The organism is Roseateles sp. L2-2, assembly GCF_050613215.1.
In the GTDB taxonomy this organism is placed as follows: Bacteria; Pseudomonadota; Gammaproteobacteria; order Burkholderiales; family Burkholderiaceae_C; genus Roseateles; species Roseateles noduli.
The window spans coordinates 1,267,151-1,289,042 of record NZ_CP192509.1 but is presented as its reverse complement, the minus strand read 5'-3'; the positions used below and the strand labels follow the sequence as shown (position 1 = coordinate 1,289,042).

Below are 21,892 nucleotides of genomic sequence, written 5' to 3'. Positions count from 1 at the left end.
TGCGTTCTGCTTGTTGCACTGCTGCCTCATGCCGCCTTCCCCCCCGCCACCGCCGCGACGATGTGCCGCTGGAAGAAGGCGTAAAGCACCAGCACCGGCAGCGCCGCGAAGACCGCCTGCGCCATCAGGAAGCCCAGGCCCTCGGACTGCGCGAAGTTGGTCTGCGTGGCCGCCAGGCCCAGCGTCAGCGTGTACATCTCGGGACGGGTCGCGGAGATCAGCGGCCACAGATAGTCGTTCCAGGCCGCCAGGAAGCTGAAGATGCCCAGCGTCGCCTGCGCCGGCAGCGTCTGCGGCAGGATCACGCGCCAGAAGATCTTCCAGCGCGAGGCGTTGTCCATCAGCGCGGCTTCTTCCAGTTCGCGCGGGATTGCCTTGAAGAACTGCGTCATCAGGAACACGCCGAACGGCGCCGCCAGACGCGGCAGGATCAGCCCGGCGTAGCTGTTGTGCAGGCCGAGCTCCGCGAAGATGCGGTGCAACGGGATCACGACCGCGGGCTCCGGCACGGCGAGGCCAGCCAGCGCCAGCGCGAAAGCGATGCGGCGGCCGGGGAACTCGCAGCGCGCAAAGCCGTAGCCCGCCAGCGAGGAGATGAACAGCACCAGCGCCGTCTGCACCAGCGCGACGATGCAGCTGTTGAGCACCCAGCGGAACACCGCCGGGTTGGCGAGGATGTCCGCGTAGTTGCGCAGCGTGAAGGGCGTGGTGAGGATGGCGTCGGTGCGCTCCATCAGCACCGCGTTCGACTTCAGCGACAGCGCGAAGACCCACGCGAGCGGGAGCATCCACAGCAGCGCGAGCGCGATGGCCGAACCGAGGAGCACGCGGTCCCAGGGACCGTTCTGCCAGACGCGGCCGCTCATGTCTGCGCTCCTTCGCGGCGCTCGGCCCAGCGCTGGAACGAGACCCCGAGCACCATCAGCACGAACAGGATCTGCGCCGCCGCGGCGGAGTAGCCCAGCGCCCATTGGTCGAAGAGCGCCTCGTAGATGAACATCACCAGCGTGCGGGTGCTGTTGTTGGGTCCGCCGTTGGTGAGCAGCTGCGCCTGGCCGAAGACCTGCAGCTGGCCGATGACCTGGATGATGGCGACCATGATCAGCGTGCGGCGCAGCGCCGGCAGCGTGATGAAGCGGAAGCTGCGCCAGCGGCTGGCGTTGTCCAGGGCGGCGGCTTCGTAGAGGTCGGGCGGGATCTGCTGCAGCGCGGCGAGGATCAGCATCATCGGCAGGCCGATGCCCCACCACAGCGTGACCAGCGCGATGAAGGGCAGCGCGAGGGATTCGTTGCTCAGCGGCGCGAGGTCCGGCAGGCCGAAGGCCGCGAGGCTCTGGCTCAGCAGCCCGCGGTCGGGCAGCAGGACCAGGCGCCAGATCAGCGTGACGACGGTCACCGACAGCACGTTGGAGGCGAAGAAGGTGCCGCGCAGCCAGGCGCCGGTGCGCCCGGGCCGGTTGAGCACCAGCGCGAGCGCCAGGCCCAGGCCGACGAAGGCCGGCGTGCAGATCGCCGCAAAGAAGATGGTGTTGCGCGCGCAGCGCAGGAAGACCTCGTCGCGCACCAGGTCCAGGAAGTTGGCCAGGCCAACGAACTGGCCCTTGCCGGTCAGCAGGTCGACGGCGTTGAAGGAGAGCCAGAAGCCCTCCAGCACCGGCGCCGCGAGCAGGCCCAGGTAGCAGAGCGCGAACGGCGCGATGAAGGCCCAGCCGACCCAGGCCGGGCCATCCATCGCGGAGCGGCCCAGCGCGCCGCGCGGCGGCTTCGCGCCGGAGATGACGTCAGCCGCCGCATCGGTGACGGGCCGCGCGGCCCCCACAGCGGAGTCGGTCGCTGCGATGGCAGCGGTCGCGCTCATCGGACCTCCGCTGCGGTCGCGCCCGCGATGAACGCTTCGGCCGGCACGCCGTCCGACGCCGGCTCGGCGTGATACGCGAGACCCGCGCCGTCGAAGAGATGGACCTGTTCCAGATCGGGCCGCAGGCGCACCGTCTCGCCCATCGCGAGCGTGCTGTTCACCGGCACCTCGGACACGACGACCGTGCCGTCGCCCAGGCCGACGTGCGCGAGGCTGCGCTCGCCGAGGCGTTCCAGCAGTTCCACGCAACCGGTGATCGGGCCGTCGGCCGCGAGGCGCAGGCCTTCAGGCCGCACGCCGATTTCGAGCTGACCCGCGATCGACTTCGACGCGATCTGCGTCGTGACGACCGCGCCGCCGGGCAGCCGGACGGCGATGCACCCTTGCTGATCGCTCACGCGCTCGACCGGCAGGAAGTTCATCGACGGGCTGCCCACGAAGCCCGCGACGAAGCGCGTGCGCGGACGTTGATAGATGTCCATCGGCGCGCCGGCCTGCTCGATGCGACCGCCGTTGAGCACGACGATGCGGTCGGCCAGCGTCATCGCCTCGACCTGGTCGTGGGTGACGAAGACCATGGTCGCGCCGAGCCGCTTGTGCAGACGCGCCAGCTCGATGCGCGTGCGGTTGCGCAGCTTGGCATCGAGGTTGGACAGCGGTTCGTCGAAGAGGAAGGCCTTGGGCTCCTTCACCACGGCGCGTCCGATCGCGACGCGCTGGCGCTGGCCGCCGGACAGTTGCGACGGGCGGCGCTGCAGCAGCGTGTCGAGCTCCAGCATGCGCGCGGCGTCCTCGACGCGGCGGCGCACCTCGGCGTCGGCGATGCCGATGTTGCGCAGGCCGAAGGCCATGTTGTCGAACACGCTCATGTGCGGGTAGAGCGCGTACTGCTGGAACACCATCGCCAGACCGCGCCGGCCGGGCGGCAGCGCGGTGACGTCCTGGTCGGCGAGCAGGATGCGGCCGCCGGAGACGCTCTCCAGCCCCGCCAGCATGCGCAGCAGCGTGGACTTGCCGCAGCCCGACGGGCCGAGCAGCACGATGAACTCGCCCGCCCCGATGGTGAGCGAGAAGTCGGGAATGATCTCCACGGACCCGTAGCGCTTGGCCACGGCCGCGAACTCGATGCTTGCTGTCATACGTCTCCTACCGGGCGCCATCCATCGCAGCACCTCTGGTTGGCGGACGGGGTCATCGCGCCCCGTCCGCCGTGTCTGTCACCGTCGTCCGCTCAACGTCGATCGGCGGTGAGTCCGTTCAACGCTTGCGGGCGCCATGTTGCCGCAACAGTTCGGCTTCGCGCTCGCGGTACGGCGTGCCGTCGGTGTGCAGCACGTCGTGGAACCACACCAGCGGCGGATCGATGGTGTACGGCTTCTTCCACGAGTCCCACGGCATCTTCGTCTGGCTCTTGCCGTCGACGAAGCCCCAGTTGAGCATGCCCACGTCCTCGCGCCAGGCGATCGGCAGCGCGACGTCGAAGGTCGAGCCCAGGCTGCGCGCCATGTACTCGGTGCAGATCAGCGGACGGCCGTAGGCCTTCAGCTGCTTGATGCGGGCTTCCAGTTTCTCGGGCCAGCTGTAGTCGTGGAAGCTGACGACGTCGGAGCCGGCCAGCTGCGCCTGCTGCACCGCGTTCAGTTCCTTGGATCCGGGCGTCCAGTCGTCGCCCAGCCACACGCCGCTGGTCAGCGGCTGCGAGGGCTGCTGCGCACGCGCCCAGTCGAAGACCTGCGGGATCAGTTCCGCGACCAGCGCGATCTTGTCCTTGGCCTCGCGCGGCAGGTAGTAGCCCATGCCGCCGCCCTGGTTGTCGGGCTCGTTCCAGACGTCCCAGTAGGTGACGCGCGGGTCCTGGCCGTAGGTCTTGACGATGTCCTCGACGTAGGCGCGCAGCGCGGGCCAGGTCGAGCGGTCGGCGAGCTGCGTCGCGGACGGGCTCTGCACCCAGCCGGAGTTGTGAACGCCGGGGATGGGCTCGCGTTGCGGGCCCAGCTTCGGATGCGGGTCCCAGCAGGAGTCGAACAGCACGAACATCGTCTTGATGCCGTGGCGATCGGCAATGTCGAGGTACTGGCCGATGCGCGACTTGAAACCGGCGGCGTCCTGCGCCCACAGCAGGTCGTGCAGGAACACGCGCATCGTGTTCATGCCCAGGCCGGCGGCCCAGCCGAGTTCGAGATCGATGCGCTCGGCGTCGAAGCTCTCGGCCTGCCACATGGCGAGCTGGTTGATGGCGGAGGCAGGGATGAAGTTCGCGCCCAGCGACGGCGGCTGTGCCTGGAACCAGGCGTGGGCCTGCTCAGGCGTCCAGCGGGCGGGAACGGCGGCGGGGGCGGTGGCGGGATGGCTCATGAGGATCTCGGGGTCAGGCCTTGTCGGCCGGAGTGGACGAGGACGACGTGGAAGTCGAGGAGGACGAGATGGACGACGGAACGAAGCGGTAGGTCAGGCGATGGCGGTAGACCTCGCCGGGACGCAGCACCGCGCCGGGTTGCGGCCATTCGGGGTGGTGGGGACTGTCGGGCAGCGCCTCGGGCTCGATCGCGAGGCCGCCGTGCTTGATGTGCGGGCGACCGTTGCGGTCGGGGGTCTGGGGCAGGAACTCACCGGCGTAGAACTGCAGGCCGGGCGCGTCGCTGTGCAGCGCGAGCGTCAGGCGGCCGTCGCCGGAGCGCAGCGTCGCCGCGGCGCCCTCGCCCTCCGGCTCGTCGATCAGCCAGCAGTGATCGTGGCAGGCCGGCTGGACGTCGAGCCGGCGCAGCGCTTCGAGCGCGTCGCCGATGCGGCGCGGTTGGCGGAAGTCGAAGGGCGTGCCCGCGACGCCCTGCTGCTCGCCGGTCGGGATCAGGTCGGCCCGCACCGGCAGGTAGCGGGCGCCCGCGATCTGCAATTGCTGATCGAGGATGTCGCGCCCCGGGCCGTCGAGGTTGAAGTAGGCATGGCTGCTCACGTTCACCAGCGTCGGCGCGTCGGTACGGGCTTCGAAGCTCACGCTGACCGTGAGCGGTGCCTCGACGCGGTAGGTCACGCGGACATCCAGCTGGCCGGGATAGCCCTGATCGCCGTCTTCCGAGCGCAGCGCCAGTTCCAGCGTGTGCTCGTCCTGATGCGCCACGTCCCAGATCTTGCGGTGGAAGCCGACGGTCCCGCCGTGCAGCTGGTTGGGGCCCTCGTTCGCGTCGAGCGCGAAGTGACGGCCGTCGAGCTCGAAGGACGCGCCCGCAATGCGGTTGGCGTAGCGACCGACCACGGCGCCGAGGTAGCCCGGCTGGCGCAGGTAGTCGTCCGGCGTCTGGTAGCCGAGCAGCACCTCGCGGTCCTCGCCGTCGACAGGCACTTCGCACGACATCCACGATGCGCCGGCATCGGTGATCGTGATGCGTAGGCCATCCGGCGAGCGCAGCGCGAAGGTCTTCAACGGCACGTCAGCGGCTGCGGCGGAGGCAATGCTGGTCCCGGTCACATCAGCGGCGCTCATGCCAGCACTCCCGCGCCGTCGGAGGCGGCGCAGACGTGGACCTCCGCCGCGCGCCCGTCCGGCGAGCGGTAGCCGCGTTCGACGGCGACACGGATCTCGTCGACCATCGCCCGCGGTGCGAGCGCGATGACACAGCCGCCGAAGCCGCCGCCGGTCATGCGCGCGCCGCCGTGGTCGCCGATGACGTCCTGCATCAGCGCGGCCAGCGCGTCGATCGGGGGAACGGTGATCTCGAAGTCGTCGCGCATGGACCAGTGGGATTCCCGCATCAGTTGGCCGATCGCGGCGAAGTCACCGCGCGTCAGGGCGTCGGCCAGGCCGGCGCAGCGCTGGCTGTCGGAAATGATGTGACGCGCGCGTCGGCGCACGACCGGGTCGAGCTGCCCGCCGAGCCGCGACCACAACGCGTCGTCGACGTCGCGCAGCGCCTTCACGCCCAGGCCCTTGGCTGCGGCCTCGCATTGCTGGCGGCGCAGGTTGTATTCGCTGTCGACCAGGCCGCGCTGGATCTTCGAATCGACGACCAGGACCGCGATGTCCTCGGGCATCGGGATCGGACGAACCTCCAGACTGCGGCAGTCCATCAGCAGCGCGTGGCCCTTCACGCCGAGCGACGAGGACAGCTGGTCCAGCACGCCGCAGCGGCAGCCGGCGTAGACGTTCTCGGCGCGCTGGCCGGCGAGCGCCATCGTCGTCGGCGGCAGCGTCCAGCCGTTGAGCGCGGACAAGGCCTGGCCGATCGCCATCTCCAGCGAGGCCGAGGAACTCAGGCCCGCGCCCTGCGGCACGTTGCCCGCGATCGACAGCGTCGCGCCGCCGACGGCGTGGCCCTGCTCGCGCAGCACGGCGACCATGCCCTGCACGTAGCGCAGCCACTGCGGGCTGACGGAGACATCCGCCGCCTCGCCGATGCGGAAGCGGCCTCGCGCACCGCCCTCGCCGCCCTCGCCGCCCTCGCCGCCCTTCTCGGCGGCCAGATCGCAGGCGATCACCTCGACGACATCGTCATCGCGACGAGCCGCGGCGACGACCGTGTCGCGGTCGATCGCGCAGGGCATCGCGAAGCCCTCGTTGTAGTCGGTGTGCTCGCCGATCAGGTTGACGCGCGCCGGCGCGCGGCTCAGGCGTTCCGGCGAACTGCCGAAGGCGCGCTCGAATCCTTGCACCGCGCGCTCGCGCGGTGTCGCTTGAAGATCCTGGCTCATGCGCCCTCCGCCCGCGCGGCGCGGCGCGCCTGCCGGTAATGCACGGTGTCGCTGACCTCGCGCAGGCGCTGCGCGGCGGTCTCCGGCGTGAGGTCGCGTTGTGCCTCGCCGAGCATTTCGAAGCCGACCATGAACTTGCGCACCGTCGCCGAACGCAGCAGCGGCGGATAGAAATGCGCGTGCAACTGCCAGTGGCGGTTGGCGTCGTCGTCCGGCTGCCCCGCGCCGTGCGGCGCGCCGTGCCAGCCCATCGAATACGGGAACGAGCACTGGAACAGGTTGTCGTAGCGCGTCGTGAGACGGCGCACCGCGACCGCGAGGTCCTCGGCCTGCGCCGTCGTCATCGCCTCGAGGCGCAAGGTGTGCGCCTTCGGCAGCAGCAGCGTCTCGAACGGCCAGGCGGCCCAGTACGGCACCACGGCGACCCAGTGCTCGGTCTCGACGATCACGCGTTCGCCCGCGGCGAGTTCATCGCGGACGTAGCGCACCAGCAGCGGTTCGCCGTGGCGATCGAGGTACTCGCGCTGATGCGTGTCGGCGAGCACGGCCTCGTCGGGCAACTGGTCCAGGCCCCAGACCTGGCCGTGCGGGTGCGGGTTGGAGCAGCCCATCGCCGCGCCCTTGTTCTCGAAGACCTGCACCCAGCGATGGCGCGCGCCCATGTCGGCGGACTGGTCCATCCACGCTTGAACCACCGCCCGCAGCTCGGGCAATTCGAGTTCCGGCAGCGTGCGGGCGTGGTCCGGGGAGAAGCAGAGCACACGGCACTCGCCGGCGACGGGCATCGCCTGCAGCAGGTCCGCGCCTGCGTCGTCCGCAACGACGAGGTCCGCCTCGTCGCCGCGCGCCGGCTGCAGCGCCGCGAAGTCGTTCGTGAAGACGAAGGTGCCGGTGTAGTCCGGGTTGCGCTGACCGTTCGCCCGGGCGTTGCCGGCGCACAGATAGCAGCTGGGGTCGTGAGCGGGAAGCGCAGTCTCGTCGACCGACTCCTGCGCGCCCTGCCAGGGCCGCTGCGTGCGGTGCGGGGAGACCAGCACGTGACGGCCGGTCAGCGGATTGCGGCGGCGATGGACGCGGCCGGGGGAATCAGCGGAGGTGGCGGTCTCGGCGCCTCGCCCGTCGTGGTGTGCGGGGTTCATGGCTGCCATTATCACGAACTTGTTTGTTATTAATGATCCGTCTTTACCCTAGGACCTCAGAGAGAACGAGCGATCCGCATAAACTCGCGAAAATTCTTCGGGGGACGCGCAATGGTGGAGGTCTCGGGCAGCCGGGTCTTGATGGTCGAAGGGGACGCGGCGCTGGCCGTCGCCAAGGCCCTGGCTTCGGACACGCGACAGGCGATGCTGGGCCTGCTCACGCACCAGGTGCTGAACGTCTCGGAGCTGGCGGGCGCGATGAACCTCCCGCATTCGACGGTGAGCTTCAACATCAACCAGCTGCAGGCCGTCGGACTGGTTTCGGTCGAGGTCGAGCCCGGCACCCGCGGCCAGCAGAAGCTCTGCTCCAAGCGCTACGACGAGGTCCGCCTGCGCCTGCCCGGCGCGGCCATCGAGTCCCGCCCCAACGTCATCTCGATCAGCATGCCGATCGGCAGCTACCGCCACGTCGAGGCCAAGCCCACCTGCGGCCTGGTCAGCGAGAGCAAGATCATCGGGATGCTGGACGACTCGCGCTCGTTCTTCGAGCCGGAACACGTCTATGCGCAGCTGCTGTGGTTCGGCGGCTCGGGCTATGTGGACTACGCCTTCCCCAACAACCTGCCCTACGGCGCGGTGCCCAGCCACCTGGAGCTCTCGATGGAGATCTGCTCCGAGGCGCCGCAGTTCAACGAGGACTTCCCGTCCGACATCACGCTCTGGATCAACGACCGGGAGATCGGCACCTGGACCAGCCCCGGCGACTACGGCGGCAAGCCCTCGCTGCTGATGCCGAGCTGGTGGCAGGTGGACCGCACCACGCACGGACTGCTCAAGCAGTGGAGCGTGGGCGAGAAGGGCTCGATGATCGACGGCGTCGCGCTGGGCGCGGTCAAGATCGGCGATCTGGACTTGCCGCAGACCAACCACATCAAGGTGAGGCTTGGGATCAAGGATGACGCCCGCAACCGCGGCGGCCTCAACCTGTTCGGCCGCAAGTTCGGCAACTACCCGCAGGACATCGTCATGCGGATCGCGTTCGACTTCCCGCGCGGACACGGCCCCGACGCCGTCGGCGCGGACGCGTCGGCGTCACCCAGACCGCGCGAAATGCGCTAAGCCGTCCACTTCGATGACGCTCGTTAGTAACAAACATACTTGTTATTAACGACCGATCCGGTCTACCATCCGCGCCGATCCCACCCGGGGCGCGGCATGAGGCCGCGCCGATGCGGCGGGACAGGAGACCTCCCCATGCATCCAGACACGGACGCGGACCTGCCGCGCCGCCGTTGGCTCGGTCTGGCCGCCGGACTGGGACTCGCGGGCGCCGCGATGTCGACCGGCTGCGCCAGCGCTTCTTCCGCCCGGCCTGCCGCATCTTCAGCGGCCACTTCCTCCTCCGTTTCGTCCGCCGTGAAAGCGGCCTCCGGGACCGCCATGTCGACCACCTTCACCAATCCCGTGCTGCCGGACCGCGAGGCCGGCGATCCCTTCGTCGTCTTCCACGAGGGCGCGTACTACCTGACGGCGACCTTCGATCCGAACGGCGGCGTGTGGGTCTACCGCTCCGAGCGTCTGAGCGACTGGCGCGGGGCCGAGCGCAAGAAGGTCTGGACGGCGGACCCGAGCGGACCGCGCAGCGCCATGATCTGGGCGCCGGAGCTCCACCACCTCAACGGCCGCTGGTACCTGTACTTCACCGCGTCCGACCAGGTCGACGCGAACCACCGGCACTACGTGCTGGAGGCCGATCACCCGATGGGGCCGTACCGCGATCTGGGGCGCGTGCACCTGGCGCATGAGCGCTACTCGATCGACGGCTCGGTGCTGCAACTGGCCGACGGCCGGCTGTTCTGGATGTACGCCGATTCGGGGCTGTGGATCGCGCCCATGTCCAGTCCGGCCAAGGCGATCGGCCCCGGCGTGCGCATCGTCCAGGGCGAGCACGACTGGGAACGTGGCTGGCACAAGGTCGACGGCAAGTGGGAAGTCCAGCCCAAGGATTACTGGATCGAAGCGCCGCAGCCGCTGCGGCATGGCGGGCGCGACTTCGTCGTGTATTCGGCGGGGCATACGGCGGCGGTGTACTACCTCGGGCTGCTGGAGCTGACCGGCAAGGACCCGATGGATCCGAAGAGCTGGACCAAGCATCCGAAGCCGGTGTTCAGTCCGGAGCCCAGCCCCGGTGGCGGCGCGCCCGGCGTTTTCGTCCCGGGCCACAACAGCTTCACGAAGTCGCCCGACGGCACCGAGGACTGGCTGGTCTATCACGCCAAGGACAGCGCCGAGAACGACGCGCACGGCCGCACGATGCGCATCCAGCGCTTCACGTGGACGGCGGACGGGCGGCCCGACTTCGGCCGCGCCATCCCTTCGGGCGTGCCGCAGCGCAAGCCCTCCGGCGAAGTCTGACCAGGAGCGCCCCATGACGCATCGTTCCCCGCTTTCCACTTCCGCTTCGGCTTCCGTCCCGAAGCCCGCCCTCTTCCGCGCGCTGGCGACCGGCGCTTCGGCGCTGCTGATCGGCCTCCTGCTCGCCGCCTGCGCCAGCTGCGGCGGCGGTGGCTCGTCGGGCTCAGGAACCGCGACGCCCACCGCCCCGCCGCCGACCACGACGCCGCCCGTCACCCGCACCGGCACGCTGCTCAACGGCGACGCGCCGGCCTTCTATCCACGGCTGATCCGGCTCCAGCATCAGACGGATGCCTCGCTGAACGGCGCGCTGCTCGCCAGCACCATCACCTTCGACGGCGATCGCGGCCAGGGCAAGCTGTTCCTCAGCAAGGACGACGGTGCGAGCTTTCAGCCGCAAGGCGCGGTGACCGATGCCGCCTGGCCCAAGGGCCTGTGCTGCGGCTCGGTCTATGAGCTGCCGTCGGCGGTCGGCGCGCTGCCGGCGGGCACGCTGTTGTGGTCGGCCTCGGTCGGCCAGGACACGACCGGCCAGCCGATGACGCATCCGATCCACCGCAGCAACGACGGGGGCAAGACCTGGCGCTTCCTGGCGAACTGCGGCGTCGGCAACAAGCCGCGCGGCGGGGAAGGCACAGGCATCTGGGAACCGGAGTTCCTCGTGACGCGGGACGGCGCGCTCGCCTGTCTGTATTCGGACGAGACGGACGGGACCTCGGCGGGCGTGTCGCAGACGCTCAAGATCATGAGCACGACGGACGGCGCTAGCTGGACGGCGCCGCGTGTGATCGCGTCGGCGGTCAAGCCGACCGATCGCCCCGGCATGGCGGTGACGAGCCGGCTCGGCGACGGCAGCTTCCTGCTGAGCTACGAGCACTGCAGCACTGCGGGCTTGGATTGCCGCGTGGCGCTGAAGCGCTCGGCGGACGGGCTGGATTGGGGCGACCCGGCTGTGCGCGGACCGGAGCCGAAGACGGCCGACGGCCGCTTCTTCCGCCATGCGCCGACGCACGTGTGGCTGCCGGGCCGGCAGCGGATCGCGCTGATCGGACAGATCCTGTTCACTGCGGGCGGACAGGTCGATGCGAACGGCAACGGCGCGACGATCTTCCTGAGCTCGACCGCCGACGGCAGCGGGACGTGGACGACGATGGAAGCGCCGGTGAAGCCGCTGAGCCCGCCGGCGCAGACGAACTGGTGCCAGAACTATTCGTCGCCGATGCTGCCGAGCGCGGATGGGTCGCGGCTGATCATGCTCGCGAGCGACTTCGAGACGAATGCGGCCGGACAGCAGGTGTGTCGCACGCGATTCGGGAGCGCAGCGCTGCCGTCGCTCTGAGCCCTTCCTTCTTACCCCCTCTCCCGCACTGCGGGAGAGGGTTGGGGTGAGGGGCGTTGCAGTACTTCGGCGCTCAGATCGCGATGGCGTCGAGCACTGTGGCAGTCCGCACAGTCGGCCACAGCGCCAACCCGCCGGCCAGGCTCCACGCCTGCCCATGACCGAGCCGCCGCAGCGCCCGCGCCGCCTGCGCGCTGCGATTGCCACTGCGGCAGAAGAAGATCACTGGCGTCTGCTCCGGCAGCGCGCGCCAACGCGGCAGCGCGTTGACCAGCGCCGACAGCGGCACCGCTTCGGGCGCCAGTTCCTCGGTCGGGCTCATCCGCGCCTCGTAGGCTTCGCGGACGTCCACCAGCACCGGCTTCGGCCCGAAGCCGTCGCCCAACATCCCCTGCAGGCCCGCGACATCGAGCTCCACCCGTTCCGTCGCCCGCGCGCAATCCACACGCGCGCCACAGGCCATGGTCTGGTATTCGGTCGGCGCGAGGTCGTGCTCCAGCACGCCCTTGCCGATCGCGAACGCCTCCGCGCTCAGACGGCCGTTCAGCACGCCGTCGAGCAGCGGCTGCGCGCCGCACTCCACGGCGAGCGTCGTCGCGAAGCGGTCGTCGTAGTCATGACCGGGCAGCAGCAGGCCGTGCAGGCCGACGTGGCGTTCCAGCGTCTTCAGGGACGAGCCGAAGGCGGCCGGCGCGCTCTGCTCGAAATCGCTGCGACCCAGCGCCCCCGGCATCACCGTGTCGCCGACGAAGGTCGCGATCAGTTCATCGGCTTCATGCAGCAGATAGGCCGTCGAATCTTCCGTGTGCCCCGGAATCGCGAGGCGCGTCAGTCGGTGCGCGCCGAGCGCGATCTCCTCGCCGTCCCGCGGCCATCCCAGCGCGTCGACACGGTCGGCGAGCGCTTCCTCGGCGAGCAGGCTCGTCGTCGCGTCCCGCAGCGCCTGCGCCGACGACGCATGGTCGCCGTGGCTGTGCGTGTCCAGGATCGCGGCCAGCGTCAGCCCGCGACATCGCATCCACTGCGCCAGCGTGCCGGTCAGCTCCGGCAGCGGATCGACGACCACGCAACGGCGGCTCGCCACGTCGGCGACGACGTAGCAGCACGCCCCATCGACCGCGAAACGCGTCAGCAGTTCCGGCGCCTGCGGCGTCTCGTTCGGCGCGGGGCTCTGGCAGGTCGCGCGCAGCGACTCGCCGCAGGCGCGCAGGCGTCTGCAGGCTTCATCGATCGTCGACTCGGCGTCCGCCGCCCCGAAGGACAGCCGCACCGCGGAACCGGCGCGCCACGCCGGCAGGCCCATCGCCTGCAGCACGTAGCTGGGCGCCGCCTTCGCCGCGCCGCAGGCGGACCCGCCGCTGACGCGCAGGCCGGCGGCGTCGAACAGGTCCAGCAGCAGCTTCGCGCTCAGCCCGGGGACCGAGACGTTGAGCGTCGTCGGCAGGCTGATATCGAAAGGCGCGTTGAACACGACACCGGGGAAGGCCTCGCGCAGCGCGTCGGCCAGCCGCTGGCGACGATCCAGCAGCTGTCCCAGCGAGGCGAACACGCCGCCGCCTTCGAGCGCCTCCAGCACCGCGCCCAACGCGGCGATGCCGGCCATGTTCTCGGTGCCCGAGCGCTGCGCGCCTTCCTGCCCGCCACCGGCCATCAGCGGCGTGAACGGGGCGCCCTCGCGGACGTAGAGCATGCCGACGCCCTTGGGCGCGTAGAGCTTGTGGCCGGAGAACGGCGCATAGTCGATCGCGCGTTCGCCGAGCAGCAGCGGCAGCTTGCCCAGCGCCTGCACGCCGTCGACCAGCCACAGCGCGCCGCTGCCGCGCAGCGCGTCGGCGATGCCGTCGAGATGGCTGATGACGCCGGTCTCGTTGTTCGCCGCCATCGTGCACACCAGGCCCGCCGAGAGCGCGTTCGCCCGCAGCCAGGCCAGGTCATGGCGACCGTCGAGGCCGACGGGGATGGCCACGATCTCCAGGTCCAGGCCCAGCAGCGTGTTCCAGTGCCGGAGCGCTTCGGGCACGGCCTTGTGTTCGGTGGCGCCGTAGAGCAGCCGCGGCGGGATGGTCTGCCCGGCCTCGCGCCGCTGCCGTAGGGCGGTCAGCGCGGACAGCACGGCGGTCTGGATGCCCTCTGTCGCGCCGCTGGTGAAGACCAGCCGGCCGCTGGGCGCGCCCAGCACGCGACGTGCGGTGGCGCGCACCGCGTCGAGACGGGCCCGGGCCTTGAGCCCGCTGCCGTGGATGCTGCTCGGGTTCCCGAACGCGTCCGCCATCACGGACAGGGCGGCGTCGCGGGCCTGCGGCAGGACGGGGGTGGTGGCGTTGGCGTCGAGATAGATTTCCATGGCCGTCGATTGTCAGAATTCACGCTTGGAATCCACGTGCAAAATCCATCTTTCCTTGGCCGATTTCGGCAAATGCATTCCAAGATTGGCTGATATGACGAAACTGGATTCCATCGACCGGAAGATTCTGGACATCCTGCAGCGGGACGCGTCGGTGCAGGTGAGTGATCTGGCGGCGGAGGTCGGGTTGTCGACGACGCCCTGCTGGCGCCGCGTGCAGCGGCTAAAGGAGTCCGGGGTGATCACGCGGAACGTGATGCTGGTGGACCCGAAGAAGGTGAATGTCGGGGTGACGGTGTTCGTGTCGGTGCGGACCAACGTGCACTCGCAGGCCTGGTTCGACCAGTTCCGCGCGGCGATCGAGGCGATCCCGGAGGTGGTGGAGTTCTACCGGATGAGCGGCGACGTGGACTACCTGCTGCGCGTGGTCGTGCCGGACATCGCGGCCTACGACCAGGTCTACCGCAGGCTGATCGCGGGGACGCAGCTGTCAGACGTGAGCTCCAGCTTCGCCATGGAGGAGCTGAAGTTCACGACGGCGTTGCCGTTGTCGTATATCGCGTGACCGGCGGCCACGCTCACCATCTCAACCAATGCCGCCCCGCGAGCGCCCCCAGCGCCGCCGACATGCCCATCCCGAGCACGTACCAGATCGCGACGAAGGGCGCGGCCATCTCGGGGCAGTGCAGCGAGTAGACGCACGCCCCCACCGCGCCGGCGAGCCAGCCCGCCGCGGCGCCCGTGAGCACGGGCCGCGTCGGCGCCAGCCCGCGCAGCGCCCACAGCAGGCCGACGCCGATCGGCAACGCCGTCGCCGTCACGTTGAACACGCACACCCGCCACGTGGTGCCCAGCATCAGCGGCACGCGCGCAGCAGGCTCGGCCATCCAGAGCACCATCGCCGCCCAGATCCACAGCAGCGACACCGGCAGCCACACCCCCATCCACCAGCCGTTCATCCGCGCGCCGGGGTGCCCCAGCCGGAACACCACGACCAGGCCGGTCGCGGCCACCGCCAGCGGCATCGCCACCTTCTGCCAGAACGCGGGCATGGCCATCACCTCGGCCAGGTCGGAGCGGATGCCGAAAGCGCCCTGCACCCACGCCAGCGCGAGCGCCACCCCCACCAGCAGCGCAACGGCGAAACGCCGCTCCCCCGTGCGCGTCGGCACCGGGGCGGCGTCCTGCGCGAGCAGGCCGATCAGGTCGTCGGTTTTCATGTCATGTCCTTCCACAGCCGCGCCAGCGTCTTCAATCCCCGGTGCACGCCGACCTTCACCGCCGACTCGCTCAGCCCGGTGAGCTGGGCGGTCTCCTGGACCGACAGCCCTTCGACCTTCGTGTGCAGGATCGGCAGGCGCTGGTTGGTCGGCAATTGATCCAGCAACCGGCTCAGGTCCCGGCGCGAATCGCCGGCTTCGTGATCCGCGCTGGCGAACACCGCGAGATCGTCGTCCAGCGGTTCATTCAACGCGTCGTGCCGTTCCCGCCGGCGCCAGAGGTCCACCAGCTTGTAGCGGGCGACCGCATGCACCCACGCCGTCAACGGCTCGCCGCGGCGGTAGGTCTGACGTTGCGTGTGCACGGCCATCAGCGTCTCCTGCACCAGGTCTTCCACCTCGTCCGGCAGTTGCTGCAGCCGCCGGCGGAAGTACCCGCGCAGCAACGCCCCCAGGCGCTGGAGGAAGCGGTGGTAAGCCCCCGCGTCCCCGTCCAGCCCGGCCACGAAAAGGTCGTGCAACTCATGCTCTGTCGCGATCACGGGATCTATTCGCGTCATGGGGCCGGAAGGTTACAGGGGGTCGGAAAAAAAGATCCAGAAAAATTTCGCCGACGCTGTAACCCCGGGTCGATCGGCCGCGAACTAGCTTGCGGAACGGGGCGGGAACAAGCCTCCCCGCTCTTCCTCCAACGCAATCTTCCGTTCAACGCACAAGGAGTGCCCGCCATGAAGTCGACCACCCTCAGCCTCGCCCTCGTCACCCTGACCGCCCTGTCCGCCTCCGCGATGGCGCAGGACGCCAAGCCCGCCGCCGCCGAGAAGGAGCGCTGCTACGGCGTCTCGATGGCCGGCAAGAACGACTGCGCCGCCGGCCCCGGCACCACCTGCGCCGGCACCTCCAAGATGGACTACCAGGCCAACGCCTGGAAGTACGTCCCCGCCGGCACCTGCACGACGATCAAGACGCCCAAGGGCATGGGCTCGCTCACCGCCATCAAGTCCTGACCCTCAAGCCGCCATGACGCACACGCTAGGCGCCGGCCTGGGCTTCAAGCCCGAGTTCGCGGAGGACGCGCTGGCCGCGCGCGATCCCGGGCTCTGGTTCGAGGTCCATCCCGAGAACTACCTCGTCGCGGGCGGCCCGCGCCTGGCGCTGCTCGAGGCCCTGCGGGCGACACATCCGCTGTCGCTGCACGGGGTGTCGATGTCGCTGGGCGGCGCGGCGCCGCCGGATCCGGACCATCTGCGCCGCTTCGTCGCACTGGCCGACCGGCTGCAACCGGCGCTGGTGTCGGAACACCTGGCGTGGAGCCGCTTGGTCGGCGCCTATGCGCCGGACCTGCTGCCGGTGCCGCGCACGACGGAGGCGCTGCGTCATGTCGCCGCGAATCTCTCCCGCATGCAGGACGCGCTGCAACGGCGCGTCGCCATCGAGAACCCCACGCATTACCTGACCCTCGCCCACGAGTGGGGCGAGGTCGATTTCCTGCATGAACTGGTCCGGCGATCCGGCTGCGGGCTGCTGGTCGATGTGAACAACGTGTTCGTGTCGGCGAGCAATCTCGGCATCGATGCCGAAGCGTGGATCGATGCGATCGACGGCGACGCGGTGATGGAGATCCACGTCGCCGGCCATCGCGCCGATGCCGATGCCTCGACGGAAGCCTCGACGGGTCTGTTGATCGACAGCCACGATGCCGCGGTCTCGGCTCCGGTCTGGGCGTTGCTGGAGCGATTGACCCGGCGCATCGGTCCCAGACCGACGCTGGTCGAGCGCGACGGCAACCTGCCACCGTTCGCCGACCTGATCGTCGAGCGCAACCAGGCGCAGTCCGTGCTGGGTGCGGCCATGCGCTCGCTGGAGGAGGTACCCGCATGACGACAGTCGTCTCGCGAGCCACCTCCACTGGCGGATCGACGGCCCCCGAGGCCCTCGACAGATTCCAGTCGGAGTTCTGGAGACACCTCTGGGCAGAACCGGAAGCCGAGGCGGCACTCGGCAACGTCGCGAACGAGCCCGGCTTCGCCGTCTACCGCAACACCGTGCTGAAGGGCTGCGCGGATGCGCTGATGTCGCTGTATCCGTCGGTCCAACGATTGACAGGAGACGCGTGGATGCAGGCCGTCGCGCTCGATGCCGTTCGCGCCGAACCGCCGTCGGGCGGCGACCTGCAGCACTACGGCGCGACCTTTCCCGAATTCCTCGACGCGGCGCTCGCCGGCAGCGAGCTGCCCTGGCTCAGTGACGTCGCGCTCCTGGACCGGCTCTGGAACGAGAGTCACGTCGCGGCCGACGCACCGGTGCTCGACCTGAGGTCGCTGGCACGCTTCGACCCCGAACGGCTGGCCGCGTCGCGCCTGGTACCGCACCCTGCGGCGCGATGGCGCTGGTCCGGCGACTGGCCATTCTTCAGCCTGTGGCAGGCCGCGCGCACCGCGGCCGACGATCCGAATCCGCCGCATTGGCACGGACAGGGCGCGCTGCTCACCCGGCCCTCCGGCGCCGTCATCGCCCTGGAGATCGAGCTCGCCGAGTGCGCCCTGCTCGACGCCTGCGCCGCGGGGGAGCCGCTCGGCCCCGCGCTCGACGCGGTCCAGGCCCGCTTCCCCGCCTTCGAACCCGGCGCCGCGCTGGGCCGCCTGCTCAATCAAGGCGCCTTCACCGGCGTCACGGAGATCTCCCCATGAACACCCTGACCCCCACCTCCCGCGCCGGATCCGGCGCCGCCTGGTCCCTGGCCGCGATCCGGCAGCGTCTGGAGCGCCTCATCTCTCCCGACCTCATCGCGCTGGCCAGCCGCTTCAGCATCGCCGGCGTCTTCTGGCTGTCCGGCCGCACCAAGGTCGAAGGCTGGTTCACGCTGACCGACACCACCTTCCTGCTGTTCCGCCAGGACTACGCGCTCCCGCTGATCCCGCCCGAACTGGCCGCCTACCTGGCCACGACGGCCGAGCACGTCCTCCCCATCCTGCTGGTGCTGGGCCTGTTCACCCGGGTCGCGGCGCTCGGCGTCCTGGGGATGACGGCGGTGATCCAGCTCTTCGTCTACCCCTCGGGCTGGCCGACCCACCTCAGCTGGGCGGCGCCCATGCTCTATCTGGTCGGCCGCGGGCCCGGCCGGTGGTCGCTGGACCATGTCTTCGGCTGGGGTGTTCAACCGCGCCCTTGAAACGTCAAGACCCGTCCATATAATCTCCCTGCTAGCACTCGCGATGGTCGAGTGCTAACAAGCCCCGCGGCACCGCTGGCGGGGCTTACTTCTTGTGAGGGGCTGGCTGGTGCGATGAACGCACAGCGGGTCCTTGAAGCAAGTCTGCACAGTCAAGGAGATCTGATGAAACTGCGTCCTCTGCACGATCGCGTGATCGTTAAGCGCCTGGAAAACGAAACCAAGACGGCCTCCGGCATCGTCATCCCCGACAACGCCGCCGAGAAGCCCGACCAGGGTGAAGTGCTGGCCGTCGGCCCGGGCAAGCGCAACGACAAGGGTGAATTCGTCGCCCTGAACGTCGCCGTCGGCGACCGCGTCCTGTTCGGCAAGTACAGCGGCCAGACCGTCAAGGTCGACGGCGATGAACTGCTGGTCATGCGTGAAGAAGACCTGTTCGCCGTCATCGCCAAGTAATCGGCGACACGCGAACCTGAATTCATCCAGATAAAGATTTCGGAGAGATACACATGGCAGCAAAAGACGTTGTCTTCGGCGGCGAGGCCCGTGCCCGCATGGTCGAAGGCGTGAACATCCTGGCCAACGCGGTCAAGGTCACGCTGGGCCCCAAGGGCCGTAACGTGGTGCTGGAGCGCTCGTTCGGCGCCCCCACCGTCACCAAGGACGGTGTCTCGGTCGCCAAGGAGATCGAGCTCAAGGACAAGCTGCAGAACATGGGCGCCCAGATGGTCAAGGAAGTCGCTTCCAAGACCTCGGACAACGCCGGTGACGGCACCACCACCGCCACGGTCCTGGCCCAGGCCATCGTCCGCGAAGGCATGAAGTACGTGGCCGCCGGCATGAACCCGATGGACCTGAAGCGCGGCATCGACAAGGCGGTCTCCGCCCTGGTGACGCAGCTGAAGGCGGCCTCCAAGGCCACCACGACCTCCAAGGAAATCGCCCAGGTCGGCACCATCTCCGCCAACTCCGACGCGGACGTCGGCGAGATCATCGCCAAGGCGATGGACAAGGTCGGCAAGGAAGGCGTGATCACCGTCGAAGACGGCAAGAGCCTGGACAACGAGCTCGACATCGTCGAAGGCATGCAGTTCGACCGCGGCTACCTGTCGCCGTACTTCATCAACAACCCGGAAAAGCAGTCGGCGATCCTGGACAACCCGTTTGTCCTGCTCTACGACAAGAAGATCTCGAACATCCGCGATCTGCTGCCGACCCTGGAAGCCGTCGCGAAGTCGGGCCGTCCGCTGCTGATCATTGCCGAAGAAGTCGACGGCGAAGCGCTGGCGACCCTGGTCGTCAACACGATCCGCGGCATCCTGAAGGTCGTCGCCGTGAAGGCCCCGGGCTTCGGCGACCGCCGCAAGGCGATGCTGGAAGACCTGGCCATCCTGACCGGCGGCAAGGTCATCGCCGAGGAAGTCGGCATGTCGCTGGAGAAGGTCACGCTGGCTGACCTGGGTCAGGCCAAGCGCGTCGAAGTGGGCAAGGAAAACACCACCGTCATCGACGGCAACGGCTCCAACGACGACATCCAGGCGCGCGTCAAGCAGATCCGCGTCCAGATCGAGGAAGCCACCAGCGACTACGACCGCGAGAAGCTGCAAGAGCGCGTGGCCAAGCTGGCCGGCGGCGTCGCCGTCATCAAGGTCGGTGCCGCCACCGAAGTCGAGATGAAGGAAAAGAAGGCCCGTGTCGAAGACGCGCTGCACGCCACCCGTGCCGCCGTTGAAGAAGGCATCGTGGCCGGCGGCGGCGTCGCGCTGCTGCGCGCCCGTCAGGCCGCTGGCGCCATCAAGGGCGACAACGCCGACCAGGACGCCGGCATCAAGCTGATCCTGAAGGCCATCGAAGCCCCGCTGCGCGAGATCGTCTACAACGCCGGCGAAGAGTCGTCGGTCGTCGTCAACACCGTGCTGGCCGGTTCCGGCAACCACGGCTACAACGCGGCCAACGGCACCTACGGCGACATGATCGAGATGGGCATCCTGGACCCGACCAAGGTGACCCGCACCGCGCTGCAGAACGCTGCTTCCGTGGCCTCGCTGATGCTGACGACCGAGTGCATGGTCGCCGAAGCGCCGAAGGACGAGTCCGCCGGCCCGGCCATGCCCGGCGGCATGGGCGGCATGGGCATGGACATGTAAGGTCCGCCTGAGCCCGGTGCGCGGCCCTCGGGTCGCGCACCATCGCTCTGCAAAGGGGTCGCTTCGGCGACCCCTTTTTCGTTTTCGTGCGGTGGGCCCGCACGGCGTCGACTTGATGCGAACCCGGACCTCCTTCCCGCGTACCCAGATTGCCAATCGTCGTCGTGGCGGGCAACCGGTTCAACATGATGGTCCAAGCGTCATCGCGCTCCCTCGAATTCCTGATCGAGCAGGCCCTGGGCGAGATCCCCGCATTGGCGCATGCGGTGGACAACGGCCTGCAGGATGAACTCAAGCGCCGCCTCGAATTCCAGTTGCTCCTGGGCGGCTGGAACAAGCAACGGGGCCTCTTCGTCGCCGATCTCGAAGGCAGGCTCTCCCAATCGATCATGACCGCCCGCAAAGGCGGCGCGCCGCTGCGACACGATCGCCACGCTCAACAGAGCGATGAACTGTCCTTGAGTCTTGTCGATGACGCGCAAGTCCTGAAGGATGTCGCGATCGCTCATGTGACCCAGGAGATCGAGGACCAGTCCCGGGCCGAATTGCATCAACTGACCAACTTCTTCGCCGCGCTGCGCGGCATCGCCCGTCCATTGAAGAGCGACAACCCGTTGCGGGCCGCGCTGTTCGCACAGGCGGTGGCGCACACGATCGACCGCGTGCCGCTCGATGCCGACAGCCGCTACACCTTGATGCGGCTGGCCGCGCAGCCGCTGACGATCAGCCTGCACCGCCTCTACGTCTCGCTGTGCAAAAGCTTGAGAAACGCACAGTTGAGCGGCCTGCTGACCAGCCACGGCTCGGCAAGCAAGGAAGCGGAGAGACGCCAGCGCTGGTTGGGTACCGTCCCCGACATGCCGACGCAGCACGCGACGCCCCGCGCGGCGCTCGCGCCGGCTCCCTCATCCCGCCCGGATCCCGACTCGAGCGTCCCGTCCAACGTATCCGCCACGGCCGCCATGTCCGAGCCCGCCGCCCTGCGGTCCGCCGGCGGCAACGACAAGGACAAGGACAAGGACAAGGACAAGGAAAACGGCAAGAACAGGCAGGATCACGAACAGCACCTCCAGGCCTGGCGGCGGAGGCTGCGCGGCCAGTTGCAGCGCCAGCTCGACCAGGCCCAGGCCGGCAAGCTGGTCCGGCGATTCCTGCTCGGCCCCTGGACCGAGGTCATCGCCCAGGTCATGTTCCAACACGGCGCGGAGGCCTCGGAGACGCGAAGCTGCATGGACGTGGTGACCACCCTGATACACAGCATCTCGCCGCAACCGGACGACGCCGCCCGCGAGCGTCTCCGGGCCCGATTGCCCAGCCTGATCGAGGCGCTGAACCGCGGGATGGAGGCCATTGCGCTCCCGGCGATGGAGCGGAAGGACTTCCTCGACGCGCTGATGCGCAAGCACGGCCGCGTCCTGCAGCTGCCTGGATGCCTGCTGTCCCGTTGAGCGCGACACGGGGCGGGGTCGCCGATCCGTTTCGCTTCGATACGAAGTAGGCTCGGCCCTTGCCGGTACCCGACGCGGCAGTCGCCCAGAATCAGCCGTCCCCGCCGGCCGCGCGGTCGCGCAA

At 69.2% G+C, this 21,892-nt stretch carries 21 protein-coding genes; 11 read left to right on the top strand and 10 right to left on the bottom strand.

The window, feature by feature from the left end; translation table 11 throughout:
• Nucleotides 1–26: 26 nt before the first annotated feature.
• The 7 genes from ACQZ13_RS05860 to ACQZ13_RS05830 all read right to left on the bottom strand — a co-directional run bounded on the left by ACQZ13_RS05860 (nucleotide 27) and on the right by ACQZ13_RS05830 (nucleotide 7,683).
• Nucleotides 27–866: a carbohydrate ABC transporter permease gene (locus ACQZ13_RS05860; RefSeq protein WP_431050273.1), complete on the bottom strand. Its 840-nt coding sequence runs from the start codon at nucleotides 864–866 to the stop codon at nucleotides 27–29.
• Nucleotides 863–1,858 (bottom strand): carbohydrate ABC transporter permease, encoded by a 996-nt coding sequence (locus ACQZ13_RS05855; protein WP_431050272.1) that lies wholly within the window; start codon nucleotides 1,856–1,858, stop codon nucleotides 863–865. Before ACQZ13_RS05855 ends, ACQZ13_RS05860 begins: the two co-directional genes overlap by 4 nt.
• On the bottom strand, nucleotides 1,855–2,997 hold the full coding sequence (locus ACQZ13_RS05850; protein ID WP_431050271.1) for an ABC transporter ATP-binding protein: 1,143 nt from the start codon (nucleotides 2,995–2,997) through the stop codon (nucleotides 1,855–1,857). Before ACQZ13_RS05850 ends, ACQZ13_RS05855 begins: the two co-directional genes overlap by 4 nt.
• Before the next feature lie 118 nt (nucleotides 2,998–3,115).
• On the bottom strand, nucleotides 3,116–4,213 hold the full coding sequence (locus ACQZ13_RS05845; RefSeq protein ID WP_431050270.1) for a hypothetical protein: 1,098 nt from the start codon (nucleotides 4,211–4,213) through the stop codon (nucleotides 3,116–3,118).
• Nucleotides 4,214–4,226: 13 nt separating this feature from the next.
• Nucleotides 4,227–5,339 (bottom strand): aldose epimerase family protein, encoded by a 1,113-nt coding sequence (locus ACQZ13_RS05840; protein ID WP_431050269.1) that lies wholly within the window; start codon nucleotides 5,337–5,339, stop codon nucleotides 4,227–4,229.
• The gene (gene galK, locus ACQZ13_RS05835) at nucleotides 5,336–6,544 is read right to left on the bottom strand and encodes a galactokinase (RefSeq protein ID WP_431050268.1); all 1,209 of its coding nucleotides are present in this window, start codon (nucleotides 6,542–6,544) and stop codon (nucleotides 5,336–5,338) included. Before galK ends, ACQZ13_RS05840 begins: the two co-directional genes overlap by 4 nt.
• Nucleotides 6,541–7,683 carry a UDP-glucose--hexose-1-phosphate uridylyltransferase gene (locus tag ACQZ13_RS05830; RefSeq protein WP_431050267.1) on the bottom strand — a complete coding sequence of 381 codons (1,143 nt, stop codon included), beginning with the start codon at nucleotides 7,681–7,683 and terminating at the stop codon, nucleotides 6,541–6,543. The genes galK and ACQZ13_RS05830 overlap by 4 nt, the downstream gene beginning before the upstream one ends.
• A gap of 141 nt (nucleotides 7,684–7,824) precedes the next feature.
• On the opposite strand from ACQZ13_RS05830, the gene ACQZ13_RS05825 reads away from it, so the two are divergent.
• The 3 genes from ACQZ13_RS05825 to ACQZ13_RS05815 all read left to right on the top strand — a co-directional run bounded on the left by ACQZ13_RS05825 (nucleotide 7,825) and on the right by ACQZ13_RS05815 (nucleotide 11,437).
• A complete protein-coding gene (locus ACQZ13_RS05825) occupies nucleotides 7,825–8,802 on the top strand; it encodes a helix-turn-helix domain-containing protein (protein ID WP_082939063.1) in 978 nt (325 codons plus the stop codon).
• A 135-nt stretch (nucleotides 8,803–8,937) separates the two neighbouring features.
• Nucleotides 8,938–10,098 carry a glycoside hydrolase family 43 protein gene (locus ACQZ13_RS05820; protein WP_431050266.1) on the top strand — a complete coding sequence of 387 codons (1,161 nt, stop codon included), beginning with the start codon at nucleotides 8,938–8,940 and terminating at the stop codon, nucleotides 10,096–10,098.
• A gap of 13 nt (nucleotides 10,099–10,111) precedes the next feature.
• On the top strand, nucleotides 10,112–11,437 hold the full coding sequence (locus tag ACQZ13_RS05815) for a sialidase family protein (RefSeq protein ID WP_431050265.1): 1,326 nt from the start codon (nucleotides 10,112–10,114) through the stop codon (nucleotides 11,435–11,437).
• Nucleotides 11,438–11,510: 73 nt separating this feature from the next.
• Here the strand turns inward: ACQZ13_RS05815 and ACQZ13_RS05810 are convergent, their stop codons facing one another.
• A complete protein-coding gene (locus tag ACQZ13_RS05810; protein ID WP_431050264.1) occupies nucleotides 11,511–13,781 on the bottom strand; it encodes an aminotransferase class V-fold PLP-dependent enzyme in 2,271 nt (756 codons plus the stop codon).
• Nucleotides 13,782–13,884: 103 nt separating this feature from the next.
• On the opposite strand from ACQZ13_RS05810, the gene ACQZ13_RS05805 reads away from it, so the two are divergent.
• Nucleotides 13,885–14,346, top strand: coding sequence for an Lrp/AsnC family transcriptional regulator (locus ACQZ13_RS05805; protein ID WP_431053139.1), 462 nt, complete (start codon nucleotides 13,885–13,887; stop codon nucleotides 14,344–14,346).
• Nucleotides 14,347–14,359: 13 nt separating this feature from the next.
• On the opposite strand, the gene ACQZ13_RS05800 is transcribed toward ACQZ13_RS05805, so the two are convergent.
• Together ACQZ13_RS05800 and ACQZ13_RS05795 are read right to left on the bottom strand one after the other, a co-directional pair.
• Nucleotides 14,360–15,001: an NrsF family protein gene (locus tag ACQZ13_RS05800; RefSeq protein WP_431050263.1), complete on the bottom strand. Its 642-nt coding sequence runs from the start codon at nucleotides 14,999–15,001 to the stop codon at nucleotides 14,360–14,362.
• Nucleotides 14,998–15,561, bottom strand: a complete 564-nt coding sequence (locus ACQZ13_RS05795; RefSeq protein WP_088405030.1) for a sigma-70 family RNA polymerase sigma factor — start codon at nucleotides 15,559–15,561, stop codon at nucleotides 14,998–15,000. Before ACQZ13_RS05795 ends, ACQZ13_RS05800 begins: the two co-directional genes overlap by 4 nt.
• Nucleotides 15,562–15,729: 168 nt before the next feature.
• Between ACQZ13_RS05795 and ACQZ13_RS05790 the strand changes: the two genes are divergently transcribed.
• The 7 genes from ACQZ13_RS05790 to ACQZ13_RS05760 all read left to right on the top strand — a co-directional run bounded on the left by ACQZ13_RS05790 (nucleotide 15,730) and on the right by ACQZ13_RS05760 (nucleotide 21,768).
• Complete coding sequence (locus ACQZ13_RS05790; RefSeq protein WP_088405029.1) at nucleotides 15,730–16,008, top strand: BufA1 family periplasmic bufferin-type metallophore; 279 nt, start codon at nucleotides 15,730–15,732, stop codon at nucleotides 16,006–16,008.
• 13 nt (nucleotides 16,009–16,021) lie between these two features.
• Entirely contained in the window at nucleotides 16,022–16,882 is an 861-nt protein-coding gene (bufB, locus tag ACQZ13_RS05785; protein ID WP_431050262.1) for an MNIO family bufferin maturase, read from the top strand.
• Nucleotides 16,879–17,691, top strand: coding sequence for a DNA-binding domain-containing protein (locus ACQZ13_RS05780; protein ID WP_431050261.1), 813 nt, complete (start codon nucleotides 16,879–16,881; stop codon nucleotides 17,689–17,691). The genes bufB and ACQZ13_RS05780 overlap by 4 nt, the downstream gene beginning before the upstream one ends.
• Nucleotides 17,688–18,173 (top strand): DoxX family protein, encoded by a 486-nt coding sequence (locus tag ACQZ13_RS05775; RefSeq protein WP_431050260.1) that lies wholly within the window; start codon nucleotides 17,688–17,690, stop codon nucleotides 18,171–18,173. Before ACQZ13_RS05780 ends, ACQZ13_RS05775 begins: the two co-directional genes overlap by 4 nt.
• 165 nt (nucleotides 18,174–18,338) lie before the next feature.
• Entirely contained in the window at nucleotides 18,339–18,629 is a 291-nt protein-coding gene (groES, locus tag ACQZ13_RS05770) for a co-chaperone GroES (protein WP_067277665.1), read from the top strand.
• 53 nt (nucleotides 18,630–18,682) lie between these two features.
• Entirely contained in the window at nucleotides 18,683–20,320 is a 1,638-nt protein-coding gene (groL, locus tag ACQZ13_RS05765; protein WP_431050259.1) for a chaperonin GroEL, read from the top strand.
• A gap of 164 nt (nucleotides 20,321–20,484) precedes the next feature.
• Nucleotides 20,485–21,768 carry a DUF1631 family protein gene (locus tag ACQZ13_RS05760; protein WP_431050258.1) on the top strand — a complete coding sequence of 428 codons (1,284 nt, stop codon included), beginning with the start codon at nucleotides 20,485–20,487 and terminating at the stop codon, nucleotides 21,766–21,768.
• Nucleotides 21,769–21,892 lie beyond the last annotated feature (124 nt).